This window comes from Pseudoalteromonas sp. 31A1, from assembly GCF_011378815.1.
Lineage (GTDB): Bacteria > Pseudomonadota > Gammaproteobacteria > Enterobacterales > Alteromonadaceae > Pseudoalteromonas > Pseudoalteromonas arctica.
The window spans coordinates 1-23,109 of sequence record NZ_WTKY01000022.1 but is presented as its reverse complement, the minus strand read 5'-3'; the positions used below and the strand labels follow the sequence as shown (position 1 = coordinate 23,109).

Genomic DNA, 23,109 nt, shown 5'->3' with positions numbered 1-23,109 from the left:
ATATGAATAACGTAGTATGGACAATTGCCGGTTCTGATTCTGGCGGCGGTGCAGGTATTCAAGCAGATATAAAAGCAATGCAAAGTTTTGGTGTACATGGCTGCACGGCAATTACGGCGCTTACTGCACAAAATAGTTTAGGCGTAGAGGCTATTAATGCAGTGTCTACCGATATTATTGAATCGCAGTTACTAGCGCTTGAAAAAGATATGAAAGCCAAAGTGATAAAAATTGGCATGTTAGCCAATGTGCAGCAAATTCAGTTGATCAGCGAACATATAAGTCATTATAAAACTAAGTGGCCTGTGCCTCCCGTTATTGTATATGACCCTGTCGCTATTGCCTCAAGCGGTGACTTACTAACAGAAGAAGATACCGTCAGCGCAATAAAAGAGTGCTTACTGCCGCTGGTGGATGTAATAACTCCAAATACACACGAAACACAGTTATTAACCGGTGTGTATTTAATTGGTCCAGCTGCAATAAAAGAAGCGGCTAATAAGCTATTAAGTTGGGGCGCTAAAGCCGTTGTTATTAAAGGCGGACATTGGGATTACCCAAGTGGCTACTGCATTGATTATTGTATTGATAGTAATACGCAAAGTGGTGAAGAATATTGGTTAGGCAATCAAAAAATACAAACACCGCATAACCACGGCACCGGGTGTAGCATGGCTTCGGTAATTGCTGCGTGTTTAGCTAAAGACTACCCATTAAAAGATGCCTTTATTTTAGCTAAGGCATATATAAACCAAGGGCTAAAACAGTCTGTTCGATACGGCGAGGGGATTGGACCGGTTGCTCATACATCGTTCCCCACTAATTTAGCTGACTACCCACAAGTAATTGAGCCCGGTAGCTGGCTGGGCGATGAACTAGATTTTGATGTGCCGCTTGATTTTAATATGGCTGCTGATTTTGCACCTTGTGAAAGTAAATCGCTGGGCTTATATGCGGTTGTTGATAGCACCGATTGGTTAGAAAAATGCTTACAACAAGGCATTAAAACAGCGCAGTTACGCGTTAAAAATAAAACGCAAGACGAGCTGGATGAGCTCATTAAGCTAGCTGTTGAGCTGGGCAAGCAATACAATGCACAGGTATTTATAAACGATTACTGGCAGCTAGCTATTAAGCATGGTGCGTATGGTGTGCATTTAGGGCAAGAGGATTTAGAGATTGCTAATTTAGCGGCAATTAAAGACGCTGGGTTAAGGCTTGGGCTTTCTACTCATGGCTTTTATGAAATGCTGCGTGCGCATAATTATCGCCCTAGTTATATGGCATTTGGTGCTATTTACCCAACCACAACAAAAGACATGACAGGGCAAATACAAGGTCTTGAAAAGCTGATCAAATTTGTACCGCTTATGCAAAGCTATCCAACAGTGGCAATAGGCGGTATTGACTTAAGCCGTGCTGAGCAGGTAGCGAAAACCGGCGTAGGCAGTGTTGCCGTAGTGCGTGCGATTACCGAGGCTGATAATTACGTAGAGGCTATAAGTGCTCTGCAAGTAGCCATAAGCAGTGCAAATTAATACTAACAAGGCTGGTAAACGTGAATGAGCTAAGCGAAAAAGAAACCCTTCGTTATAGCCGCCATTTGTTGCTTGAAGAAGTTGGGCTTGAAGGGCAGTTAGCACTTAAATCCTCAACGGTTGCAGTAGTGGGGGCTGGTGGTTTAGGTAGCCCAGCACTTTTGTATTTAGCTGCGGCGGGCATTGGAACGCTTATTTTAATTGACGATGACGAAGTTGAACTTTCAAATTTACAGCGCCAAGTGCTTTATAAAATAAACCACTTAGGGCAAAACAAGGTCGCTGCGGCGGGTAAAGTATTAGCGAGTCTTAATAATCAAATAGAAATAGTAACGCATTGCCAAAAGTTAGATGAGAATAATGCAGCTAACATGCTAAAAGGTGCCGACATCGTACTTGATTGCTCTGATAACTTTAGTACTCGCTATAGTATTAATCGTTATTGTATTGCTAATAAAACACCGTTAATTTCTGGTGCTGCATTGGTAACTAAAGGTCAGTTAATGGGCTTTGATTTTAGGCAAAGTGATAGCCCGTGCTATGGCTGTGTTTTTCCACAAAGCGAAGCTACACCGGTTATAAATTGCAGTAACGCAGGAGTAATTAGCCCGCTACTTGGTGTAATAGGCTCTATGCAGGCGCAACTTACGCTCAACTTATTAATGGGGCATGCAGAGGGATGTGTATTTATAACGTTTGATGCGCTTACTTTAAAGCAGCAGCACTTTAAAGTGATTAAAGATTCAGAGTGTAAAGAGTGTGGTAAATAGGTTTTTGAGGGGCTTGTGCCTGTTATTACATGTGGCGTTAAAGAATTAAAAGCTGCGCTTTTCGCGTGAGCAAGCTTCACGCCTACAGTACATCAAAATTCTTACACCAAACTTGTAGATGCACAGCTTGCTGGCGTGACGAGCAAAGCTCGTAATTTCTATGCCAGATGTCTTCTCATTTACATCTCTTTTGCTTCTCTTAGTGCAATAAGATTTTAAGTGATTTATTCACAAAGAGGTTTAGAGGGCGCTGCGCTTTAGAGAAGCCAATAAGTAAGTAAAGTATCAGTTATAAATATTAAAAGCGGCGCTTTACGCGTAAGCAGGCTTTACGCCTACAAAAATAAAAAAAACGCGTTTAAATAAACGCGGTTTTTTTATTTCTAATTAACGATTTATTTTAATCGTTAATTTTTGCAAACGCAGTACCTAAGCGAGTAACCACTTCTGGTAGTTGGTCATCCAGTATTTCAGCTTTATCAGCACCCCATGCTAGTACCACAGTAGAGCCTAATTTAAAGCGACCCATTTCTTCACCCTTTTTAAGCGTGATAGCGTTATCGCCAGTGGTTGGGTATTTCCAACTAAATACATCGCTACCTGCTGGTGGCGTGACAGTGCCTGCCCAAATAGTTTCTATGCTGGCTACAATTGTTGCGCCAACAAGTACCATTGCAAGCGGACCAATCTCAGTTTCAAAAATTGCTACCACACGTTCGTTACGTGCAAACAAGTTAGGCACGTTTTGCGCTGTAAGTGGGTTTACTGAAAATAAATCACCTGGCACGTAAATCATTTTGCTTAGTGTGCCATCAATTGGCATATGAATACGGTGGTAATCTTTAGGCGCTAAATAAATAGTGGCAAACTTACCGCCTAAAAATGGTGTTGTATCATCTTGTGAGCCGCCTAGTAGCGCTTGTAAGCTGTAATCGTGGCCTTTAGCTTGTATTAGCTGTCCGTCAACAATATCGCCTAGCTGGCTGATTGCGCCATCCACTGGATGAATGATGATATTGCTATCTTCTACCATTGGGCGCATGCCGTCTTTTAAAGGGCGAGTAAAAAATTCATTAAAGCTTTTATAATGAGCCGGATCTGGGTATTGGGCTTCGCTCATATCTACTTTATATTGCTTAATAAATAGTTTAATTAAAGTCGTTGTTAAAGCACCCGCTTTTGCAGCAGCTAATTTGCCGACTACGCGTGAAATAAAATGTTTTGGCATTGCGTACTGCATTGCGATTTTAAATTTGTCTAAACTCACAGTATTTTTCCTAAATTATACGCGAGGCGCACGGGCGCCTGCACGGCCATCGGCCATTGTTTCTAAAATTCGGTGGTAGCTGTCAAAGCGCAATTGAGAAATTCTTCCATCGGCTACTGCTTCTTTAACGATGCAACCCGGATCGTTTAAATGTTTACAGTCTCTAAAGCGGCACCCGCCTATAAATTCTCTAAACTCTTTAAAGCACCACGTTACACGCTCAACATCTAAATGCCATAAACCAAACTCACGAATACCTGGCGAGTCGATTAGGTTACCGCCACTTGGTAAATGGTGAAGTCGCGAAACAGTTGTTGTGTGCTGGCCTAAGCCGCTGTTTTCAGATACTTCTTTAGTTAATATTTCAGCGTTAGGCAATACAGTATTAACGAGGGTTGATTTCCCCACACCACTTTGGCCAACAAAAATATTATTTTTATCAACAAGTACTTCTTTTAATTTATCAATACCATCGCCTGATATATTACTAACAAGGAGTACTTGGTAATCAAGTTTACGATAGATATCGAGAACTTTTTGTATTTCGTTAAGGCCTGCTTCGTCAATTAAATCGGTTTTATTGAGCACTAAAATTGGCTCAATGCCCATATCTTCACAGGCTATTAAATAACGGTCGATAATACTGGGTGTAAACTCGGGTAATACAGCCGATACCATGAGTATTTGGTCAATGTTGGCTGCAATAACTTTAACACCGTCGTAAAAGTCAGGGCGGGTAAGTTGCGAGCGACGCTCTTGCGTGGCTTCAATTACACCGGCTAAATCACCCTCACTTACTTTGGCACGGCGAAATAATACTTCATCACCACATACTAAATTAGACACAGTACGGCGTATATTACAGCGAAGTACATCGCCATTTTGTGTTTCGACATCGGCGTGTTGGCCAAAACGACTGATCACAATTGCGCTCTCGACCTGACCTAAGTTATCGGTTTGCCATTCTTGCGCCCCTTTTTTAGCCGGTCTTGAGTCTGCGCTATTAATGCGCTTTTGGTGATTGGCCTTGATCTGACGCGATTGGCCTTTACTTAATTTTTTTTGTTTTGCCACTGGAGGCCTATAACCTTAGTTAAATGTCGCTTTTCCTAAAAAAAGCTTTAGCTCGACGGTTGATGCTAATATGATATATCGAAATGCGTTGGATCTAAAGGAAAGCACCGCTTAGGTAATTATGACTATTAATAAATCAAATTTAATTTGGCTCGATCTTGAAATGACAGGGCTCGAACCAGAGACCGATAAAATACTCGAAATTGCGACGGTTGTCACTGACGCAGACCTGAATATATTAGCCGAAGGGCCAACTATAGCTATTCATCAAAGTGATGAATTACTAAATGGCATGGACGAGTGGTGTACTACTCAACATGGTAAGTCGGGTTTAACAGCTCGCTGCAAAGCAAGTACCTTTGATGAAGCCTATGCTGTAGAGCAAACTTTAGCGTTTTTAAAGCAGTGGGTACCAGCAGGCACTTCGCCAATGTGTGGTAATTCAATTGGTCAAGACCGCCGCTTTATGAATAAATATATGCGCGAGCTTGAAGACTTCTTTCATTACAGAAATCTTGATGTGAGTACTATTAAAGAATTAGCACGTCGCTGGAAACCAGAAGTGCTTGCAAAAGTGAACAAAAAAGGCTCACACCTTGCTTTGGATGACATTAAAGATTCGATTATGGAATTAAAAGTCTATAGAGAAATTTTCTTTAATTTGTAAAAAACACTTGCAAACAGACTGTATTATTGTAGAATCCTGCCCCGCTCAAGACGATAACCCACGCGGGGTTAGTGTGTTTGAGTGATTGAATTACCATCAATAAATGCGGTACTAGCTCAGTTGCTAGAATGTTGAACGCGACCTGTCGCGCTTAAGCGTAAAATAACTGAAGAAATAAAAAATGCGGTACTAGCTCAGTTGGTAGAGCGCGACCTTGCCAAGGTCGAGGTCACGAGTTCGAGCCTCGTGTACCGCTCCAATTTCTAACCAAAAGAAATTGAAGTGTTGAATGAAAATATAATGCGGTACTAGCTCAGTTGCTAGAATGTTGAACGCGACCTGTCGCGCACCAACGTAAAATAACTGAAGAAGTAAAAATGCGGTACTAGCTCAGTTGCTAGAATGTTGAACGCGACCCGTCGCGCACCAACGTAAAATAACTGAAGAAATAAAAAATGCGGTACTAGCTCAGTTGGTAGAGCGCGACCTTGCCAAGGTCGAGGTCACGAGTTCGAGCCTCGTGTACCGCTCCAATTTCTAACCAAAAGAAATTGTAGTGTTGAATGAAAATATAATGCGGTACTAGCTCAGTTGCTAGAATGTTGAACGCGACCTGTCGCGCTTAAGCGTAAAATAACTAAAGAAGTAAAAATGCGGTACTAGCTCAGTTGGTAGAGCGCGACCTTGCCAAGGTCGAGGTCACGAGTTCGAGCCTCGTGTACCGCTCCAATCTTTTTATATCCTTTCAAAATTTTCTATATTAAAAATCATAAATAAAATTATAATTTAAAATCTCTCTTATCTACTTTATTCTATGTGCAATATTCAGCATTGAAGTTTTGGTTGTTAGAAGCTATCGCTTCGCGCGAGCTCAGCGCCACAAGAAAGGTGTCGTACTTTGAAGTTATGAGGTATGAGTGAGGTACAGAAGAGCTAATACTTTGAAACCTGAAGCTTTTGTTAAAATAGCTCCCCCTGAATAGTTGCTATAATACGTCTAGCTCCGCCTGAGTTACGATGTTCACCTAAATAAATGCCTTGCCATGTACCTAACGCTAAATAACCATTTGAAATAGGAATACTTAGCTCGCAGCCTAACGTACTGGTTTTAATATGCGCGGGCATGTCGTCATCACCTTCATAATCGTGGCGGTAGTAAGGTTGACGCTCAGGAACGAATTTATTGAAATGGCTTTCCATGTCCATACGAACAGTGGGATCTGCATTTTCGTTTATTGTAAGGCTCGCTGAGGTATGCTGAATAAATAAATGTAACAAGCCTATTTTGTAACTCGCCAGTTCAGGAAGTTGAGATAATATTTCGCCATCAATTATATGAAAACCTCGCAGGCGAGGTTTTAATGTAATTTGCTTTTGCTGCCAACTCATAGTTTATCGAAGCTAACTTCAATGTTTGCATTACCTGCGTCACAGCTAAATGGCATGATGATCTTTTTACCTTGGCTTTTATGAGTAATTGTATGACCTTTACCCGATACCACAATAGGCGTTGCCATATCAAAGTCGAAGCCTTTCTCGCCAAGTAAATTTTTAGCACCACCAGTTACCATGTTGGTTATTTCGCCAACCATATCGGTAACTTCTTCATCTATGGTATCAGGGCGTTCGCCAAGCATACGCTCCATGATGGTTAATGCTAATCCTTCATCAAATGTAATTGAAAATGATCCTCGCGTTTGCGGGCCAACCATACCAATCAAACCTGATACATCACCACAGGCTATCTCATCAGTTTTAATGCGAGGTTTACCCGGCTTCAATTGAGTTTGAGCCATAGTGCTTAAAACATTAATTAAAGAAGATAAAAAAGGATTGATGAATTCTACATTCATAGTGGCTACTCTTAAATTTGTTCTGTGAAATGACTATATAGTTTGAGTATAGTCACTAAGGATAACTTTGAAGGATTATGATGCTCTGCAAGATTCACATTTACCATGTGCTTCTATTGTTTGCCCTGATACGACAAAGCCACCTTCGGCAGCTAGATTATTAAGTTCATGCGAAATTACACTCGAGTGTAATTCTTTAACAAAGCCACATGTATCGCAAATTAATAATTGTACCGGGTGAATATGATCAAAATGATGGCACAGCATAAATGCATTTGTGCTTTCAATTTTATGAATAAAACCTAGTTCAGCTAAAAAGTCTAATGCACGATAAATAGTTGCAGGTTTAGCACCTGTTTCAGTTACTTTTAATTGCTCAAGCAAATCGTATGCACCAACACCACCTTGTGCACTGGCTAATAGACGAAATACTTTCTCGCGGATAGGCGTAAAACGCGCACCACGGTTGTCACAAACTTGTTTTGCTTTACTTACGAGTGATTCTATATTCATCATTACTCTTATCCTTATGCTACCGTGATATACTAACATACTGTGTTGTAGTTGCAGCGTTTTTATTAAGCGCTTTTTACCTAGGAAACCCAGTAATGCACGAACTATTGGCTATATTTATTTTCTTTTTTGCGGTTATTGACCCCATTGGCACTGTACCTGTATTTATTGCAGTCACACGTGGTGATGATGAGAAATTTAAACGTAAAGTTATATTTAAAGCGGTAGGCGTATCTGCATTAGTGCTCTTATTTTTTGTACTCGCAGGTGAGCAATTACTTAACGCAATTGAAATTCCACTTTCGGCTTTTCAAATAGCCGGCGGTATCATATTACTTATTTTTGCGCTTTCAATGATATTTGGTGAAAGTAAACCTGAAGCCGAAATTAAAAGTGTACGCGACAGCACTGAAACCGCTATTTTTCCGCTTGCGATTCCGTCTATCGCGAGCCCTGGCGCTATGTTAGGCGCCGTATTAATGACTCGTAATGAAGAATATACCTGGGTTGAGCAATTACTAACGTCTTCAATGATGCTTGCTGTATTAGCGGTTGTACTGGTTTTGTTACTGCTTGCAACGCATGTACATAAATTAATTGGTGATAGTGGTGCAAGTATAATAAGTAGAATTATGGGGCTTATTTTAAGCTCGGTTGCGATTACCAATATTTTAAATGGCATAGCCCATTATTTTGGCTTGCAGGTATTTAATTAAAAGTAGTCCCTACTTAGAGGTGCAAGGCGTTACGCTATATTGCTGTTCTGGGTTTTTGGCGATCATTATGATCTAATGACGACTTAATATCTTCGTAGCTTCCTCTCAACGTTTTTTAAGTGTTCCCTTACTTCTTTCTATAGAGTGCTGTACAGAGAATAGGTATTAATATAGCCCTCAATCTATGTTGCTATCGTGATTAGTGATAAGAGTTACCCCACCCAGCAAAAATAAGCATGTTTCATATAAATAAAACTGCGTCATTTATAGTCTTGAATGATTTCATAAAAAATTTTACTAAGTAAGCAACCCTTCCTATATTTACTAGTGATATTGCCCCACATATGAAATAAATTTTTTTTAACAGTTTATTTAGTTATTACATTTTAGCTTTGTTATAAGGAATACTGACGGTGATGTAGTGTGGGAGTTTTTTTGTTTCCTTATTTAAAAGAGAAAATTATGAAAAATAAAACTGTAAAGCTCACGGTATGTTTATTAACTTTTTTAGCTCCAATTGCTCAAGCCAGTGATGAGGTAAAGCATATTCCTGGTTTTTTTATTGGTACTACACATTTTGATAGTGAGACTGAGTTTACGTTTGGTGTTGAATATGAATATAAGTTTACTCAAGGTTGGGGCGCTGGGGTGATATTTGAGCGTACAAACGATGCTCATCATGGCGATGGTACTGCTGTAGCTTTGGCTTCGCTTTATTATCATCCAACCAAAAGTATACGTTTAGGTGTGGGCTATGGTGAGGAGAGAATTGGCGGAGCTCACCCTCATAATGAAAATTTATACCGCATAAGTTCTGCTTATGATTTTCATATAGGAGATTTTGGAATTGCACCCACTATAGCTGTTGATTTTATTGATAATGAAGAAGCAATTGTTGTGGGTTTAGCTATTACCAGACCTTTTTAATGTGTTGACTTGTAACTGTAGAGTTAGGTTAAACCTAAATTATTAAGAGGTCTGAAATGTTAAATAAATTGTCTATTACAAGTAAAATATACCTTCTAGGGGTATCACAAATACTACTAATGTTTGTGATCGGAGTTATATCTTTAATACAAATGAATAAAATTGGTATAGAGCTAGTTGATATAGCTGAGCGAGATATACCGCTTAGCAATATGCTTTCTAAAATGTCTGAGCATAAATTAGAACAGACAATATTATTTCAGCGAGCTTTATTACAGGTAAGTTTAAATCCAGAGGGTGACAATGCAGAAATTGAGCAAAAACTCACTTCATTAACACAGAAAATTAAGAGTGAATTTGATAAGTCAGAAAAATTTGTCACTGACTCAATTGATAAATTGCATAGTGAAAAAGCGAAATTGAGTTTTAAGTCTCTCGCGAGCGATTTAAAGCTTTTAAATAAAGAGTATCAAAGTATTGCTGTGAGTATTAGTGATGTTATTGAGATGACTAAAACGCAGACCGTTTCTAGTGTGAGTAATAAAGTAAAATCAATAGAGGTTGCGGAAGATAAATTCGATAAAAAGCTTATAGCTTTACTGTCCCAGATCCAAAAATTTACCTTAAATTCAGCGCTCCAAGCTGAAAATGATGAAAAACAAGGTATTCATTTTATTCTTTATATATTTATATTCTCCGTCATTGTTGGCGTTGCTTTATCATATTTGATCAGTCGAGCAATTGCTTTACCAGTGAATAAGCTAAAAAATAGATTGATTGAAATAGCTGATGGCGATGGTGATTTAACTTTAAAACTTGACGAGAGCGCTGGTGATGAAACTGGAGATACAGCGAGAGCATTTAATAAATTTTTACTAATGCTAAGAGAAACAATAAACGAGGCTAATATACACCTCTCCCAATTAGATGAATCATCAAAGTTTGCTGTAACTGTAATGCAAGAAACAGTCGTTAATGTTGAAATGCAAAGAGCTGAGACAGAAATGGTTTCAACCGCTGTAGAGGAAATGAATTGTACTACCCAAGAGGTTGCTAGTAATACCCAAAATACATCGGACGTAACTGAAGCAGTTAAAGAGCGTGTATCAAAGGGGAAATTAGAAGCTTCACAAGCAAAAGTTGTTATTCAGCGTTTAGCTCAAGAAATAGATGAAGCAAGCACTGTAATAGAGTGCCTTGTTACTGAAACGAACAGCATTGGTAGTGTTTTAGACACAATACAAAGCATTGCCGAACAGACTAACTTACTTGCTTTAAATGCGGCTATAGAAGCTGCACGCGCTGGTGATACTGGTAGAGGCTTTGCAGTAGTTGCGGATGAAGTGAGAGCGCTTGCTCAACGAACGCAGGTTTCAACCATTGATATACAAGGACTGGTTACTCGCTTACAAAGCGAAGCTAAAAATGCGGTTATTAGTATGAATAAAGGCATTAATAGTGCTGACGAGTGCCTGCAAAAAAGTACTCAAACGTCAGAAATATTTGCCAACTCAGCCATCGCTGTTAATGAAATTACAGACTTAAACTTACAGATTGCTACCGCAGCAGAAGAGCAATCTGCTGTTGTAAGTGAAATAAATCAAAACCTGATTAATATTACTAACATTGCAATAGAAACGTCTACAGGTGCAAAAAATACATCAGAAGCGAATGAAAGTATTGCCCGATACATCGCAAATTTAAGAGTGAATTTAAATAAATTTAAAGTTTAAATTATATTTTTGGCTTAGCGGCGTTAATGGAATCGAATTATTGCTCGTCAAAAAATATATCCCTAAGGTAGATAATCGCTTTATGAAATATGGTTATGTGCTTGTCTTGCTGCAGTTGTATTAGTTTCATTATTGCCGCACAGACAAATTAATCAATAATAGTCGCGTTAATATATTGAGCCTGTTAAATATTCAGTTTTAAGATTTGTTTTATCTAGGGGAATTAATCGCGGCGTGAGGTTTGTAACCTTGTGGGCTCGCTAAAAAACGGGGCAAAGTTTTTGTGTTCTGTTAATGTCCCTAATCTAAACCTATGTAGGCTACAAAGGTAAATCGCCCCAAAGGCGAATCCAAAGGGCAACATCTGTTTGGTATTTATACTGCGTTATCGCCTATTTATAGGGGTAGCCACATCACGTAGACTTTGCCTTACCTAAAAATAAACATAGCTGTTGAAAGTTTAACCTCACAGGTAAATGGGCTTTAGCAGAGTCATATGGTTTATTTTAATTGGTGTAGATTATTATTTTGGTTTTTAGGTGTTTTCTTTACATTGATGCTCGCTAGGCTTTTGTGTAAAATGCAGCGCCTTTTAAGCTGTGCTTAATAACTTTAATACCCTGAGGTTTGCTTTGAATAAATGTACTTTGGATAGACGCTTTTCTGTGGCACCAATGCTTGATTGGACTGATCGCCATTGTCGTACTTTTCATCGCAAAATGACTAAACATACTGTGCTTTATACAGAAATGATAACCACAGGGGCTATTTTATTTGGTCGAGGCGACTACTTACATTTTAATAAACACGAAGGCCCAGTTGCACTGCAACTTGGTGGCTCTGATCCTAAAGCGCTTGCGCAATGTGCAAAACTGGCAGGTGAGCGTGGCTATGACGAAATAAATTTAAATGTAGGTTGCCCGTCAGACAGAGTTCAAAATGGTCGATTTGGCGCATGCTTAATGGCTGAGCCTCAATTAGTTGCTGAGTGTGTTGCAGCAATGAAAAACGAAGTAAGTATTCCTGTAACTGTTAAAACGCGTATTGGTATTGATGAGCAAGATTCGTATGAGTTTTTATGTGCGCTTATTGAAGCGTCTCATAAAGTAGGATGTGATGATTTTATTATTCATGCTCGTAAAGCATGGCTTAATGGTTTAAGCCCAAAAGAAAATCGTGAAGTCCCACCGCTTGATTACCCACGTGTTTATCAACTTAAAAAAGATTATCCGCAGCTAGACTTAAGCCTAAATGGCGGCGTTAAAACAATTGAGCAGAGCCTAGAACATCTACAACATATTGATGGTGTAATGATTGGGCGTGAAGCTTACAGTAACCCATTTATGCTCAATGACGTTGATGAGAAAATTTATGGTGATGCTGCAAACACACAATCACGCCACGACGTAGTGCGCTCAATGTACAGCTACATTGAAGAAGAAATGCGTTTGGGTGCTAATTTTTGGCATATTGCACGTCACATGCTCGGTATTTTTCAGGGGCAGCCTGGTGCACGAGGTTTTAGACGCCATCTTTCTGAAAGTGGTCATGGTAAGCAAGCTGATTTATCGGTAATGGATAAAGCATTAAGCTTTGTACCAGAATAAAGCTAAGCTTTAAAAGTTCTAAATTTAAGCCACTTTCGAGTGGCTTTTTTGATCCTAAATATTAGTCAAAAGCATAATTTATTGGCCAATTACACTCTATGCTGTTCAGCTGGAAGTCACTAAAAACTAGAGTGCTTGTTATTTACCACTATGATTTTAAATGCTTTATTTTTTTTTGATGAACTTGGCACAACTCTTGGACTCTCCTTGTTGAAATTAATTAAAAATCAACAGGAGAATACCATGGGAATATTTAACCGCGTAAATGATGTAATTCAATCAAACATTGTCGCTATGCTTGATAAAGCAGAAGACCCAGAAAAACTTTTAAACTTGATGCTTACCGAGATGCAAGATGCGTTGAATGAGTGCCGTAGTACAGCAGCCGCTTTATTGTGTGAAGAGAAAATAATTAATCGCCAAATTGATACTAAAAAAACAGAATTAGCAGCTTGGCAAATTAAAGCAGAACGTGCGGTTGAGAAGGGCAGTGATGACCTTGCTAAGTCTGCCTTACTTGAAAAGCAGCGCGTTAACGAAAGCATTGAAAAGAAGCAAACTCAACTAGAAACACTGCAAGAGTCTATTGCAAAAATTAAGTCTGATTGTGAGCGTCTGCAGCAAAAAATGGCTATGGCTAAAACTAAGCAAGCTCAGTTAATGCAGCGTCATAATGTTGCTATTGCTAGAGGGCGAATCAGTACGCAACTACAAAGCGATAAAGTAGCTCATGCGTTGTCTCGTTTTGAACAAATAGAGCAGCGTGTTGAAGCTCAAGTAGAGGCTTATGAGCTGACTGATACAGCAAGCTCTATGAGTGCCCAAATTGAGTCGTTAGTTAAAAATGAAAAAATTGATGCTGAACTGGCTCGCTTAAAAGCGGACTTAAATACTAATTTAAAACAAACTGCTTAGGAGATTGCTATGAACAGCTTTAATCGTCAACGAGGTTGGTATAAAGATACGCTAAATAAAAAAATATCGGGTGTGTGTAGTGGTTTAGCTCATAGATTGGACTTTCCTGTATGGGCAACACGCGTATTTACTATTTTATTATTTTTGAGTTTTCCGTTTGCAATTGCACTTGGTTATTTTATAGCGCATTGCTGCCTTGAAAATAAAGAGTATTAATACCAATAGGCATAAATATTTGAACAATTTAACGAATTAAATCACTCTATAACGTTGTTAAAAATTTTTATTTAGAACAACTAGATATAAAAATTTTTGCCTAGTTATAGCGCAATTTTCTTATCGTTAAATCGACCTCATATATAAGCCGGTTGGTATAAGGAGAATTACTATGAAAGCTTTGGCAGTATGTGTAATTATCTATTTATTACTGTTTACTGATTTAATAACGTTTGTGCAGATTGATTCTTGGCAGTTGCCGTTATGGATTGCTGATATTAGCTGGGCTGGGCTTGAGCTTGTAGGTGCTTTGGCCGCAATTGTTGCTGTAGTTGCTGTAGTGGCTTTAATTACTATGGGATTAGTTGGTGCGGGTGTAGTGGCATTAGCAGGGACTGTTTTAGCGCTTTTATTCGGATCTATAATGATTGCATGGCCGTTACTATTTGTTGCAGTGTTGTGCTGGCTTGTTGCCGATAACAAAAAAGTAGCCTCTTAATCCTTAATTTGACTGACTATTATAGGTTAACTATGTTAAATTTAGCCTGTAATTTAAAGTTTTCATAAGGATAAGAATGATGACGAAACTATGTTTTTCGATGGCTTCTGCATTAATATTTAGTTTTTTTTCGTCATCGTTGGCGGCGCACTCAGGGCATGATCATGGTTCTGATGTGGCTGTGCTCGAAGTAACTAACGCGCAAATTAGAGAGTTTTTACCTGGCAGTACTTCAACTGTAGGTTATTTAACGCTGATAAATCACAGTGGAGCCGCAGCAACTTTAACTAAGGCAACTATTGATGGCTTAGGGCGTGTTGAAATACACGAGCATTCACATGTAGACGGCATGATGAAAATGCAACAAGTTGAATCAGTTGAAATTAAAGCGCACGAAAGTGTCAGTTTTCAACCTGGGGGTTATCATTTAATGGTATTTGAACCACAAGAGCCATTAAAAGTAGGGCAAGAACGCAAACTCACGCTATATTTTAGTGACGGTAATCGCTTGTTCACTAATGCTCAAGTCGTGTCGCTTGAAGCGCAAGCTACGCAGTCAAAACCATCTACTCAACACGCTCATCACTAGGAGTACACATGTCGCAACACAAAGGAAAAATAGCAGGAATAGTTGTTTTACTGCTTATCATATTTTACGCAATTGCTGTTTATTGGAGCACTGAGCCTTCACGTTTTGATGTTGTTGCAAACGCCAAAGAGCAAGCGCAGCTTCGTAATGAAAAAATAGTTACGGGTTATGTAACGACTTCTACATTAATTACAGTAGCAAATACCTTACTAGATAAACCCGGTGGCTACTTATCAAATGATGTAATACCACCAAGTATTATTATGGATGATATGCCGGCGTGGGAATATGGCGCGCTAGAAATGGTGCGTGATTTGTCGCTTTCTATGCGAAAAGATTTTAGCCGTTCGCAATCACAGTCTACTGAGCATGAAGCACTTAAAAAGGCGCAGCCACAGTTTAATATAAGCTCTGAAGCATGGGCATGGCCAAGTGCTGAAGGTGAGTATCAAAAAGGTATTGATTATTTAATGGTATATCGTGGACAAATTGCTAACGAGCATGAGCGCGATAGCCAATTTTACGCACGAGCAGATAACTTACGTAGTTGGCTTAAAGAAGCTGAAAAACGTTTAGGTAGCTTAAGTCAGCGTTTAAGTGCCAGTGTAGGCCAAGAAAAAGTGAACACCGATTTAGCGGGTAATTCATCTAATAAACAAGCAACTCTTGCTCCACTGCAGCAGCAAGTAAGAACACCGTGGTTAGAAATCGACGACGTGTTTTACGAGTCGCGCGGTGCTACTTGGGCGTTACTGCATTTTTTACAAGCGATAGAGTATGACTTTAATGATGTACTTGAAAAGAAAAATGCACGTGTAAGCGTTCAACAAATCATACGTGAACTTGAGGCAACTCAAGAAACAGTATGGAGCCCACTTATTTTAAACGGGAATGGTTTTGGCTATGTTGCTAACCACTCTTTAGTTATGGCAAATTATATTTCTAGAGCCAATGCGGCTTTAATCGAACTTAGCGAACTACTAGCTCAAGGATAAAAAATGAAAAAGTATTGTTTAGCAGCAGCCCTTTCAATGGCATGTTTAGCACCAGCAGCGCAAGCTGACACTCTACTAGGTTTATACGTAGGTGTTGATGGATGGAAGTCAGATAACGATGGCCAATTTTCTTACAAAAATAATGCATCTCAAGATTTTAATTTTGAAGATGAGACTTTTGTAAGTTATTACGCGGCGCTTGAGCACCCAGTGCCGTTAGTACCAAATATCAAATTAAAGTATACAGAGCTTGAGTTAAATGGTTCTGCGCTGCTTACAGATACATTTAGCTTTAATGGTTCTGATTATGTTGTTGGTTCTACTGTAAATACGGTAAGTGATTTAACGCATATTGATTATATTTTTTATTATGAAATTTTTGATAATGACTTAATTTCAATAGACCTAGGTTTAAATGCTAAACAGTTTGACGGTGATATTGTTGTAAGCGGCACTACCCAAAATGGTGGTACTAACTTTACCGAAACCAAAGACTTCTCTGGTTTTGTTCCTCTTGCATACGGCCGTGCCGAAGCTGGCTTACCATTTACTGGTTTAAGTGTATTTTTTGAAGGTAGCTTTTTGGCTATTGACGACAGTAAAGTACAAGATTATCAAGTAGGCGTAGCGTGGGAACTTATTGATAACCTAGCAGTAGATGTTGCTGTTAAAGCCGGTTACCGCTCTATGGTATTAGAACTTGATGATGTAGATGATATTACTACTGATATTGATGCATCTGGCCCATTTGCGGGTATTCAGGTTCATTTTTAATTAGTATTTTCTAATTAAATGAAGCGTGGCATATTATTTTATTGCGTGCCACGCTAAATCAAACTCTCCCTCTAGCGCATTATTAATCAACTGCTTATAGACCTTATTGACAGGGAAATTAATGAGTTTAGATAGCTCATCACCTGTTTGAGTAAATTTGTAATAGCTTAATACCAAATCACTACTCTTTGCTTTTAACGTTACTTTTTGCGATAAAAATGAAAGGGTAAGTTCTTGCCCCGCTTTAAGCACTGCAGATTCAATTTCTTTTCTATACAGTAAATTAAGATCCATGAGCGTTAAAATATCAGGAAAGCTAATACCCGTTTTTCCTAAATTTAAAGATACTTTATTGCCTTTTCGTAGCAAATCAAACAACGATGGTTTTTTGTAAAAGCCGAGTAATATAAAGTGGCTGTCGTCTTTTTCGTTATAGCCTGAGAGCGACACACATTTTTGCAAAGAGTCTGCTTCTCGCTGTGTCATATGCTTTAAAGTTTGTAGGCTTTTAATTGAAAACGTACCAGGATTGAGTGTTTCTCCTGTTAAAATTTTTGCCCATAAAATTTGCATTGATTCATTAGAAGTATCTTCACACAGAGCTATAAAATGCTCTACCCAATCAACATCGGGCTGTTTACTACTTGCTACATCAGGGCAAAATCCCATAGCTACTGCTAAAATTGATTCTATATTTTGTTGTTGTTTAATGAGTAATAAATCTTGGCGCTTTTGAGCGCGAGCTAAAACAGAGTTTTCACTGTTGATATGATAAAGCGGCTTAATTTTGCCCTTAATATCGTAACTTTGCTCGTTAGTAGGTAGTACACCGTTACTACCTACTTTTGTTATAGGGTAACCAAGCAAGGACTCGATGATGTTGGCAAGATTAATTCTCGCCTGTGCTGTTTTGACTGTCATGACTGTGCATTATCCTTTGTGGATCACTAAGCTGTGCAACAGTTTGAAGGTTATTTAAACCCAGTGAAACTGTATTACTGAGTACGTACTCGCTCAAAATTGCAGTGTAACCAGATATTAAAGGAGCAGTTGTTTGACCTTTAATATTACATATTAACGTAACTATACCGTTTTGCTCGCTAAGGTTAAAAGTGCCTCTAATAATATGTTCAGCATTTAAAAGTATGTTGAAGCTGACTTTATTTTGGCTTACCGAAGTTATGATCATTTCACCATACCCCCATTTTCCTTTCCAAGACTGATGAGCCCCTAGGCCAGAACTGGGTTCGCCCAAAGTAAAACGTATGCTGGGGTCTACTTTTTCCCATGGAGACCATTTTTGCCATTGGCTAAAGTCGGTGATAAGCGGCTTTATTACTTTAAGATTGGCATTAATTTCGATTGTTTTATTTACACTATAACTTTGAGGCAGTATTAGCCCTACCAGTGCCAATACTAATAGTAATAACAGTACGCATTTGATTAATATTTTTAATGGTTTAATAAGCACACCTTTTATTAGTTTTTCAAGTTGAAATACAACAACTTTTTATTAATCGACTATAGTATGAATTAGATTATAAACCAAAAATAATTTATTGATTGCTACTTAGGAGAGCGAATGTCGTCAGATCAAAACGATTTTTTATTTTTTGAACAAGATTTTGAAGACGATGCTGTTGTTGAGCAGACTAAGTTTTGGGATATTTTAATTGTTGATGACGAACCTGAGATTCATTCTGTAACAAAATTAGCTTTGTCTGGCGTTGAGTTTTTAGGGGCTGGCTTGCGATTTCACGATGCTTATTCGGGTGCAGAAGCAATAGAAGTGCTAGCTAAAAATAAAAATATTTCGGTTATTTTTTTAGACGTTGTTATGGAAACTGACGATGCCGGTTTACAGGTTGTAAAAAGGGTGCGTGACGAATTAAATAATCAGCATGTAAGAATTATTTTAAGAACAGGGCAAGCAGGTATTACACCAGAAGAAAAAGTAATACGAGAATACGACATAAATGACTATAAAACGAAAACAGAGCTGACTCGTTCTAAGTTAGTAACTTCGCTTATAACCGCTATTCGCTCATACGAGCAGGTATGTCAGCTTGAATATCAAAGTGATGCAATGAACACGATTGTTTCAGCATCAAAGTCTATTTTAGGACTTACTGATGTTAAGCAATTATGCAAAGAAATCATTAAGCACATGAGTATTATTTTAAAATGTTCACCTAGAGGGCTTGTTTGCAGTAAGTTAGATGGCGATGACTTTATTCAAGTTTTAGGTGGTTGCGGGCATTACGAAAGCTATTTTGGTAAAAAATTAATTAATGTTGATAGCAAAGTATTTGAACAAGTTGAGTCGTGTTTTGGTTTGTCAAAGCACCAACATATAGACTCAAGTTCAACATTTATATTAAAAAGTAAGCATCGACAAGCGGCTTTATATATAGAGTGCGACCACATTCCCTTACAAGCACAGCTGCAATTTGCTGAAATTTTCTTAACTAATGTAAGTGTAGCACTTGATAACATAAGGTTATTTGTAAAGTTAAGAGATGCTGCTTATAAAGATGTGCTTACTGGTATTTCAAATCGTACGAACTTTATTGAGCGGGTGGTGAGTTATCAAAAGCCACACGTGAACGATCATGTATTTGTATTACTTGATGTAGTTAATTTTGCAGATATTAATAACGGCTTAGGGCAAGAGGTCGGCAATAAAGTATTAATTGGCATTGTGCAAAGGTTAAGAGAAAATTACCCAACAGCTAAATTACTATCACGTATTGGCGCTGATGTTTTTGGTTTTATTATTCGCCAAGACGAATTTGACTTAAAAAAGTTGAATGAGCAATTAGGTATTTCATTTTACGCAGAAGAACATTTACTCCCTATCGATTTTAGAGTGGGCTTATGCCAACAACAAGACTTTCAAAGTAGCGGTATTGATACACTGAAAGTTGCTTATATTGCACTTGACCAAGCTAAAAAAGCAAAGCATAAAGAAGGTGTTTATTACAATATTGATATGCAAGATAAGATGGCTTGGCGGATAGGGATCATTAGGCAGTTACGTCATGACTTTGCTCGAAATAAATTAGAGGTATGGTACCAACCTCAACTTTCACTAGATGACTTATCACTAATTGGATGTGAGGCATTATTACGCTGGCCGGCAGGTGATGGCGTGTATATATCGCCGGCTGTGTTTGTGCCACTTGCAGAGGATGCGGGCTTAATTGTTGATATAGGGCAGTGGGTATTAGAACAAGCTTGCCAACAGCAAAAGCGCCTAGAAAATATGGGCACAGAAATTTGTATTGCTGTTAATGTGTCTGTTCCACAGTTTAAAGTAAAAGGTTATGCGCAAACTGTTAAAAATACATTGTTAAAATATGGTGTTAAGCCAAAAAACATAGAACTAGAAATCACCGAGAGCGTAGTAATGGATGAGCTGGAAACAGTTATTAGTACGCTAAGCGAGCTAAAAGAACTCGGAATGGAAGTTGCTATTGATGACTTTGGTACTGGTTTTTCGTCGCTGAGTTACATTCAAAGTTTACCTTTGGATCGGTTGAAAATAGATCGTGCATTTATTAAAGATTTACCAAATGACGACACTGGCGCTATTGCTGCCTTAGTTATATCTCTTGGTGCTAAGTTGGGCTTAAAAACGATTGCTGAAGGGGTCGAAACACAAGAGCAAGCCCAGTTCTTAAAAAATTTAGGATGCGATGAAGTACAAGGTTTTATGTATGCTAAACCCATGCCTGAAAATGAATTAATAGAATTTATAAATAAACGCTAAAAAGATTAACTTATTATTATTTAAGTTAGGGCGTGTTGAACTTTTGTGATTAATTTTGCAGCAGATTGTTTGGTATTTAGGCAAGGCAGAGCCTATGTAGTGTGGTTGTTCCCCATAAATAGGCGATAACGCAGCATAAATGCCAAACATGCGCTGCCCTTTGGGTTCTTTCTAGGGACGATTAACTCTTTGTTGCTCGGTTTTTACTTAGCCCGCTAGGTTACAAACCTCGCGCCGCGATTAAATCGCCCCTAGATTGAACAAATTTCAATCCACAAAGATCAACACGCCCTAATGAACGATTTAGAATTTAAGGCGCGATATGCTTTGACTACTTTGTATATATAAACAATTTAGTAGGGTATAATTCGCGCCTTTTGTTATTCTACGGCCACAATTATGAGCACACTCAAAGCTAAGCGCGCCTTATTTTCATACCCTAAATACTGGGCTGAATGTTATGGCACCGCGCCATTTTTACCAACTACACGTGAAGAAATGGATGCACTTGGCTGGGATAGCTGTGACATAATAATAATTAGTGGTGACGCGTACGTCGATCATCCTAGTTTTGGTATGGCGGTAATTGGCCGTGTACTTGAAGCGCAAGGCTTTAGAGTGGGGATTATTGCCCAGCCAGCATGGGACTCTAAAGATGCATTTATGGAACTAGGCAGACCGAATTTATTTTTTGGTGTAACAGCTGGCAACATGGATTCGATGATTAACCGCTATACAGCTGAAAAGCGTATGCGCCACGATGATGCTTACACGCCAGATAACGTAGGTGGTAAACGTCCAGATCGCGCCGTAATGATTTACTCGCAAAAATGCCGTGAAGCATACAAAGGTATCCCAATTGTTATTGGCGGTATTGAAGCGAGTCTTCGTCGTATAGCTCATTACGACTATTGGCAAGAAAAAGTACGTCGTAGTATTTTGTTTGATGCAAAAGCTGATATTTTAATTTACGGTAACGCAGAGCGTCCGTTAGTTGAAGTTGCACACCGTATTGCCGCAGGCGAAACAATGGATACTATTCAAGATATTCGCGGCACGGCTGTTATCAGAAAAGAACCTTTACCAGGCTGGCGTGGAAGTGACTCCACCGCTATAGATAAAATTGGTAAAATTGATCCAATTCCAAATCCATACGGTGCTGATGATGTTGGCTGTAGTAAATCTGAATTTAAACAAGCGGGTATAGACTTAAAGGCAGAAGCTGCAAAACCGATTATGGTTCAGCCTGCGCGACCTAAGCCATGGGAAAAAACTTACGTTAAGTTACCTGCTTATGAGCAAGTAAGTGTTAACAAACCTCTATACGCCCACGCTTCGCGTATTCTACATCAAGAAACAAATCCTGGTTGTGCAAGAGCACTGTTTCAGCGACACGGCGATCGTTCTATTTGGGTAAACCCGCCAGCATACCCATTAGAAACACATGAGATGGATGCTGTGTTTGGTTTACCGTATCAGCGTATTCCTCACCCAAGTTACGGCGACTCTAAAATTCCTGCTTACGACATGATAAAAACGTCAGTTAATATTATGCGCGGCTGTTTTGGAGGTTGTTCGTTTTGCTCAATTACGGAGCATGAAGGGCGTATTATTCAAAGCCGTTCGCAAGAATCAATTATTGAAGAAATTGAACAGATTAGAGATAAAGTACCCGGTTTTACTGGAGTTATTTCTGATTTAGGTGGTCCAACGGCAAATATGTATAAACTGCGTTGTACGAGCAAAAAGGCAGAAAGTACCTGTAGACGTTTATCATGTGTGTACCCTGAAATTTGTAAGCATATGGATACAGATCATACGCCAACAATAGACTTATACAAAAAAGCACGTGAAGTTAAGGGTATCAAAAAGGTATTGATTGCTTCTGGTGTTCGTTACGACTTAGCTGTACGCGACCCGCGTTACGTTAAAGAATTAGTAACGCATCATGTAGGTGGCTACTTAAAAATAGCGCCAGAGCATACAGAGGATGGTCCATTATCAAAAATGATGAAACCAGGTATGGGGGCGTACGATCAATTTAAAGAATTATTTGATAAGTACTCTAAAGAAGCCGGTAAAAAGCAGTATTTAATTCCTTACTTTATATCTGCTCACCCAGGGACAAAAGATGAAGACATGGTAAACATGGCTTTATGGCTTAAATCAAACGACTTTAAGCTTGATCAGGTACAAAATTTTTACCCATCACCGATGGCTAATGCGACGACTATTTACCACACAGAAATGAACTCTTTACGTAATATAAAAAACAATACAGAAGTTGTTCCAGTACCTAAAGGTGCTCGCCAACGTAGATTACATAAAGCTATTTTACGTTACCATGATGCAGCAGGTTGGCCGATGATACGTGAAGCACTGCGTAAAATGGGTAAAGCTAATTTAATTGGTAAAGGGCCTAACTGTTTAGTGCCTGAAGAAGGGCGTGATGAAAAAGCAGGTAAAGGTGGCAGTAAAGGCGGACGTCCTGCACTAACGCGACATACCGGTTTTAGCCAATTTAAAAAGGCAAACACTAAACCAAAAGTAGGCGGTAATCGTCAAAGTACACGTTAGTGATTCAATCTATTAATAACTAGGGCGTGTTGATCTTTGGTGGGTGAATTTGCAGCAGTATGTTTGGTTTTTAGGCAAGGCGGAGCCTATGTAGTGTGGTTATTCCC

At 38.9% G+C, this 23,109-nt stretch carries 22 protein-coding genes and 3 tRNA genes; 18 read left to right on the top strand and 7 right to left on the bottom strand.

Annotated features, from left to right (window positions below; all coding sequences use genetic code 11):
* Nucleotides 1-2 precede the first annotated feature (2 nt).
* The gene (thiE, locus tag GQR52_RS17195; protein WP_165729220.1) at nt 3-1,538 is read left to right on the top strand and encodes a thiamine phosphate synthase; all 1,536 of its coding nucleotides are present in this window, start codon (nt 3-5) and stop codon (nt 1,536-1,538) included.
* Nucleotides 1,539-1,558: 20 nt separating this feature from the next.
* Nucleotides 1,559-2,308, top strand: coding sequence for a HesA/MoeB/ThiF family protein (locus GQR52_RS17190; RefSeq protein WP_165729218.1), 750 nt, complete (start codon nt 1,559-1,561; stop codon nt 2,306-2,308).
* Between the two features lie 400 nt (nt 2,309-2,708).
* Here the strand turns inward: GQR52_RS17190 and asd are convergent, their stop codons facing one another.
* Both asd and rsgA read right to left on the bottom strand, forming a co-directional pair.
* Nucleotides 2,709-3,575, bottom strand: coding sequence for an archaetidylserine decarboxylase (gene asd / locus GQR52_RS17185; RefSeq protein WP_004336058.1), 867 nt, complete (start codon nt 3,573-3,575; stop codon nt 2,709-2,711).
* A 15-nt stretch (nt 3,576-3,590) separates the two neighbouring features.
* Entirely contained in the window at nt 3,591-4,649 is a 1,059-nt protein-coding gene (rsgA, locus tag GQR52_RS17180; protein WP_165729216.1) for a small ribosomal subunit biogenesis GTPase RsgA, read from the bottom strand.
* A 121-nt stretch (nt 4,650-4,770) separates the two neighbouring features.
* Here rsgA and orn point away from each other — a divergent pair, with 121 nt between their 5' ends.
* From orn to GQR52_RS17160, 4 genes are all read left to right on the top strand, one after another.
* On the top strand, nt 4,771-5,316 hold the full coding sequence (gene orn, locus GQR52_RS17175; RefSeq protein ID WP_165729214.1) for an oligoribonuclease: 546 nt from the start codon (nt 4,771-4,773) through the stop codon (nt 5,314-5,316).
* 183 nt (nt 5,317-5,499) lie between these two features.
* Nucleotides 5,500-5,575, top strand: a tRNA-Gly gene (locus tag GQR52_RS17170).
* A gap of 198 nt (nt 5,576-5,773) precedes the next feature.
* Nucleotides 5,774-5,849 (top strand) — tRNA-Gly (locus GQR52_RS17165).
* 120 nt (nt 5,850-5,969) lie between these two features.
* Nucleotides 5,970-6,045: transfer RNA gene (locus tag GQR52_RS17160), tRNA-Gly, on the top strand.
* A gap of 231 nt (nt 6,046-6,276) precedes the next feature.
* On the opposite strand, the gene GQR52_RS17155 is transcribed toward GQR52_RS17160, so the two are convergent.
* From GQR52_RS17155 to GQR52_RS17145, 3 genes are all read right to left on the bottom strand, one after another.
* Entirely contained in the window at nt 6,277-6,705 is a 429-nt protein-coding gene (locus GQR52_RS17155; protein ID WP_165721147.1) for a secondary thiamine-phosphate synthase enzyme YjbQ, read from the bottom strand.
* Nucleotides 6,702-7,169, bottom strand: coding sequence for a chemotaxis protein CheX (locus tag GQR52_RS17150; RefSeq protein ID WP_007580265.1), 468 nt, complete (start codon nt 7,167-7,169; stop codon nt 6,702-6,704). The genes GQR52_RS17155 and GQR52_RS17150 overlap by 4 nt, the downstream gene beginning before the upstream one ends.
* A 75-nt stretch (nt 7,170-7,244) precedes the next feature.
* Nucleotides 7,245-7,682: a transcriptional repressor gene (locus GQR52_RS17145; protein ID WP_007580267.1), complete on the bottom strand. Its 438-nt coding sequence runs from the start codon at nt 7,680-7,682 to the stop codon at nt 7,245-7,247.
* Nucleotides 7,683-7,777: 95 nt separating this feature from the next.
* Here GQR52_RS17145 and GQR52_RS17140 point away from each other — a divergent pair, with 95 nt between their 5' ends.
* From GQR52_RS17140 to GQR52_RS17095, 10 genes are all read left to right on the top strand, one after another.
* Entirely contained in the window at nt 7,778-8,398 is a 621-nt protein-coding gene (locus GQR52_RS17140; protein ID WP_165729212.1) for a MarC family protein, read from the top strand.
* Nucleotides 8,399-8,860: 462 nt separating this feature from the next.
* Nucleotides 8,861-9,325 (top strand): hypothetical protein, encoded by a 465-nt coding sequence (locus tag GQR52_RS17135; RefSeq protein ID WP_165729211.1) that lies wholly within the window; start codon nt 8,861-8,863, stop codon nt 9,323-9,325.
* A gap of 56 nt (nt 9,326-9,381) precedes the next feature.
* A complete protein-coding gene (locus GQR52_RS17130; RefSeq protein WP_240914490.1) occupies nt 9,382-11,058 on the top strand; it encodes a methyl-accepting chemotaxis protein in 1,677 nt (558 codons plus the stop codon).
* A 674-nt stretch (nt 11,059-11,732) separates the two neighbouring features.
* The gene (gene dusA / locus GQR52_RS17125) at nt 11,733-12,665 is read left to right on the top strand and encodes a tRNA dihydrouridine(20/20a) synthase DusA (RefSeq protein ID WP_024607445.1); all 933 of its coding nucleotides are present in this window, start codon (nt 11,733-11,735) and stop codon (nt 12,663-12,665) included.
* 243 nt (nt 12,666-12,908) lie between these two features.
* Nucleotides 12,909-13,580 (top strand): PspA/IM30 family protein, encoded by a 672-nt coding sequence (locus GQR52_RS17120; protein ID WP_165729207.1) that lies wholly within the window; start codon nt 12,909-12,911, stop codon nt 13,578-13,580.
* Between the two features lie 9 nt (nt 13,581-13,589).
* Entirely contained in the window at nt 13,590-13,796 is a 207-nt protein-coding gene (locus GQR52_RS17115; protein ID WP_165729200.1) for a PspC domain-containing protein, read from the top strand.
* Between the two features lie 172 nt (nt 13,797-13,968).
* Nucleotides 13,969-14,295 (top strand): hypothetical protein, encoded by a 327-nt coding sequence (locus tag GQR52_RS17110; protein WP_010554260.1) that lies wholly within the window; start codon nt 13,969-13,971, stop codon nt 14,293-14,295.
* Nucleotides 14,296-14,371: 76 nt separating this feature from the next.
* Entirely contained in the window at nt 14,372-14,884 is a 513-nt protein-coding gene (locus GQR52_RS17105; RefSeq protein ID WP_081709148.1) for a copper chaperone PCu(A)C, read from the top strand.
* An 8-nt stretch (nt 14,885-14,892) separates the two neighbouring features.
* Nucleotides 14,893-15,879 (top strand): DUF2333 family protein, encoded by a 987-nt coding sequence (locus GQR52_RS17100; RefSeq protein WP_010554262.1) that lies wholly within the window; start codon nt 14,893-14,895, stop codon nt 15,877-15,879.
* Nucleotides 15,880-15,882: 3 nt separating this feature from the next.
* Nucleotides 15,883-16,653: a TIGR04219 family outer membrane beta-barrel protein gene (locus tag GQR52_RS17095; RefSeq protein ID WP_007580285.1), complete on the top strand. Its 771-nt coding sequence runs from the start codon at nt 15,883-15,885 to the stop codon at nt 16,651-16,653.
* A 33-nt stretch (nt 16,654-16,686) separates the two neighbouring features.
* Here the strand turns inward: GQR52_RS17095 and GQR52_RS17090 are convergent, their stop codons facing one another.
* Together GQR52_RS17090 and GQR52_RS17085 are read right to left on the bottom strand one after the other, a co-directional pair.
* A complete protein-coding gene (locus GQR52_RS17090) occupies nt 16,687-17,574 on the bottom strand; it encodes a TIGR03899 family protein (RefSeq protein ID WP_024590186.1) in 888 nt (295 codons plus the stop codon).
* Nucleotides 17,543-18,124, bottom strand: a complete 582-nt coding sequence (locus tag GQR52_RS17085) for an SRPBCC family protein (protein WP_007580289.1) — start codon at nt 18,122-18,124, stop codon at nt 17,543-17,545. The genes GQR52_RS17090 and GQR52_RS17085 overlap by 32 nt, the downstream gene beginning before the upstream one ends.
* A gap of 111 nt (nt 18,125-18,235) precedes the next feature.
* Here GQR52_RS17085 and GQR52_RS17080 point away from each other — a divergent pair, with 111 nt between their 5' ends.
* Nucleotides 18,236-20,425 carry an EAL domain-containing protein gene (locus tag GQR52_RS17080; protein WP_165729198.1) on the top strand — a complete coding sequence of 730 codons (2,190 nt, stop codon included), beginning with the start codon at nt 18,236-18,238 and terminating at the stop codon, nt 20,423-20,425.
* Between the two features lie 399 nt (nt 20,426-20,824).
* The gene (locus GQR52_RS17075; RefSeq protein WP_007580292.1) at nt 20,825-23,002 is read left to right on the top strand and encodes a YgiQ family radical SAM protein; all 2,178 of its coding nucleotides are present in this window, start codon (nt 20,825-20,827) and stop codon (nt 23,000-23,002) included.
* Nucleotides 23,003-23,109: the final 107 nt, after the last annotated feature.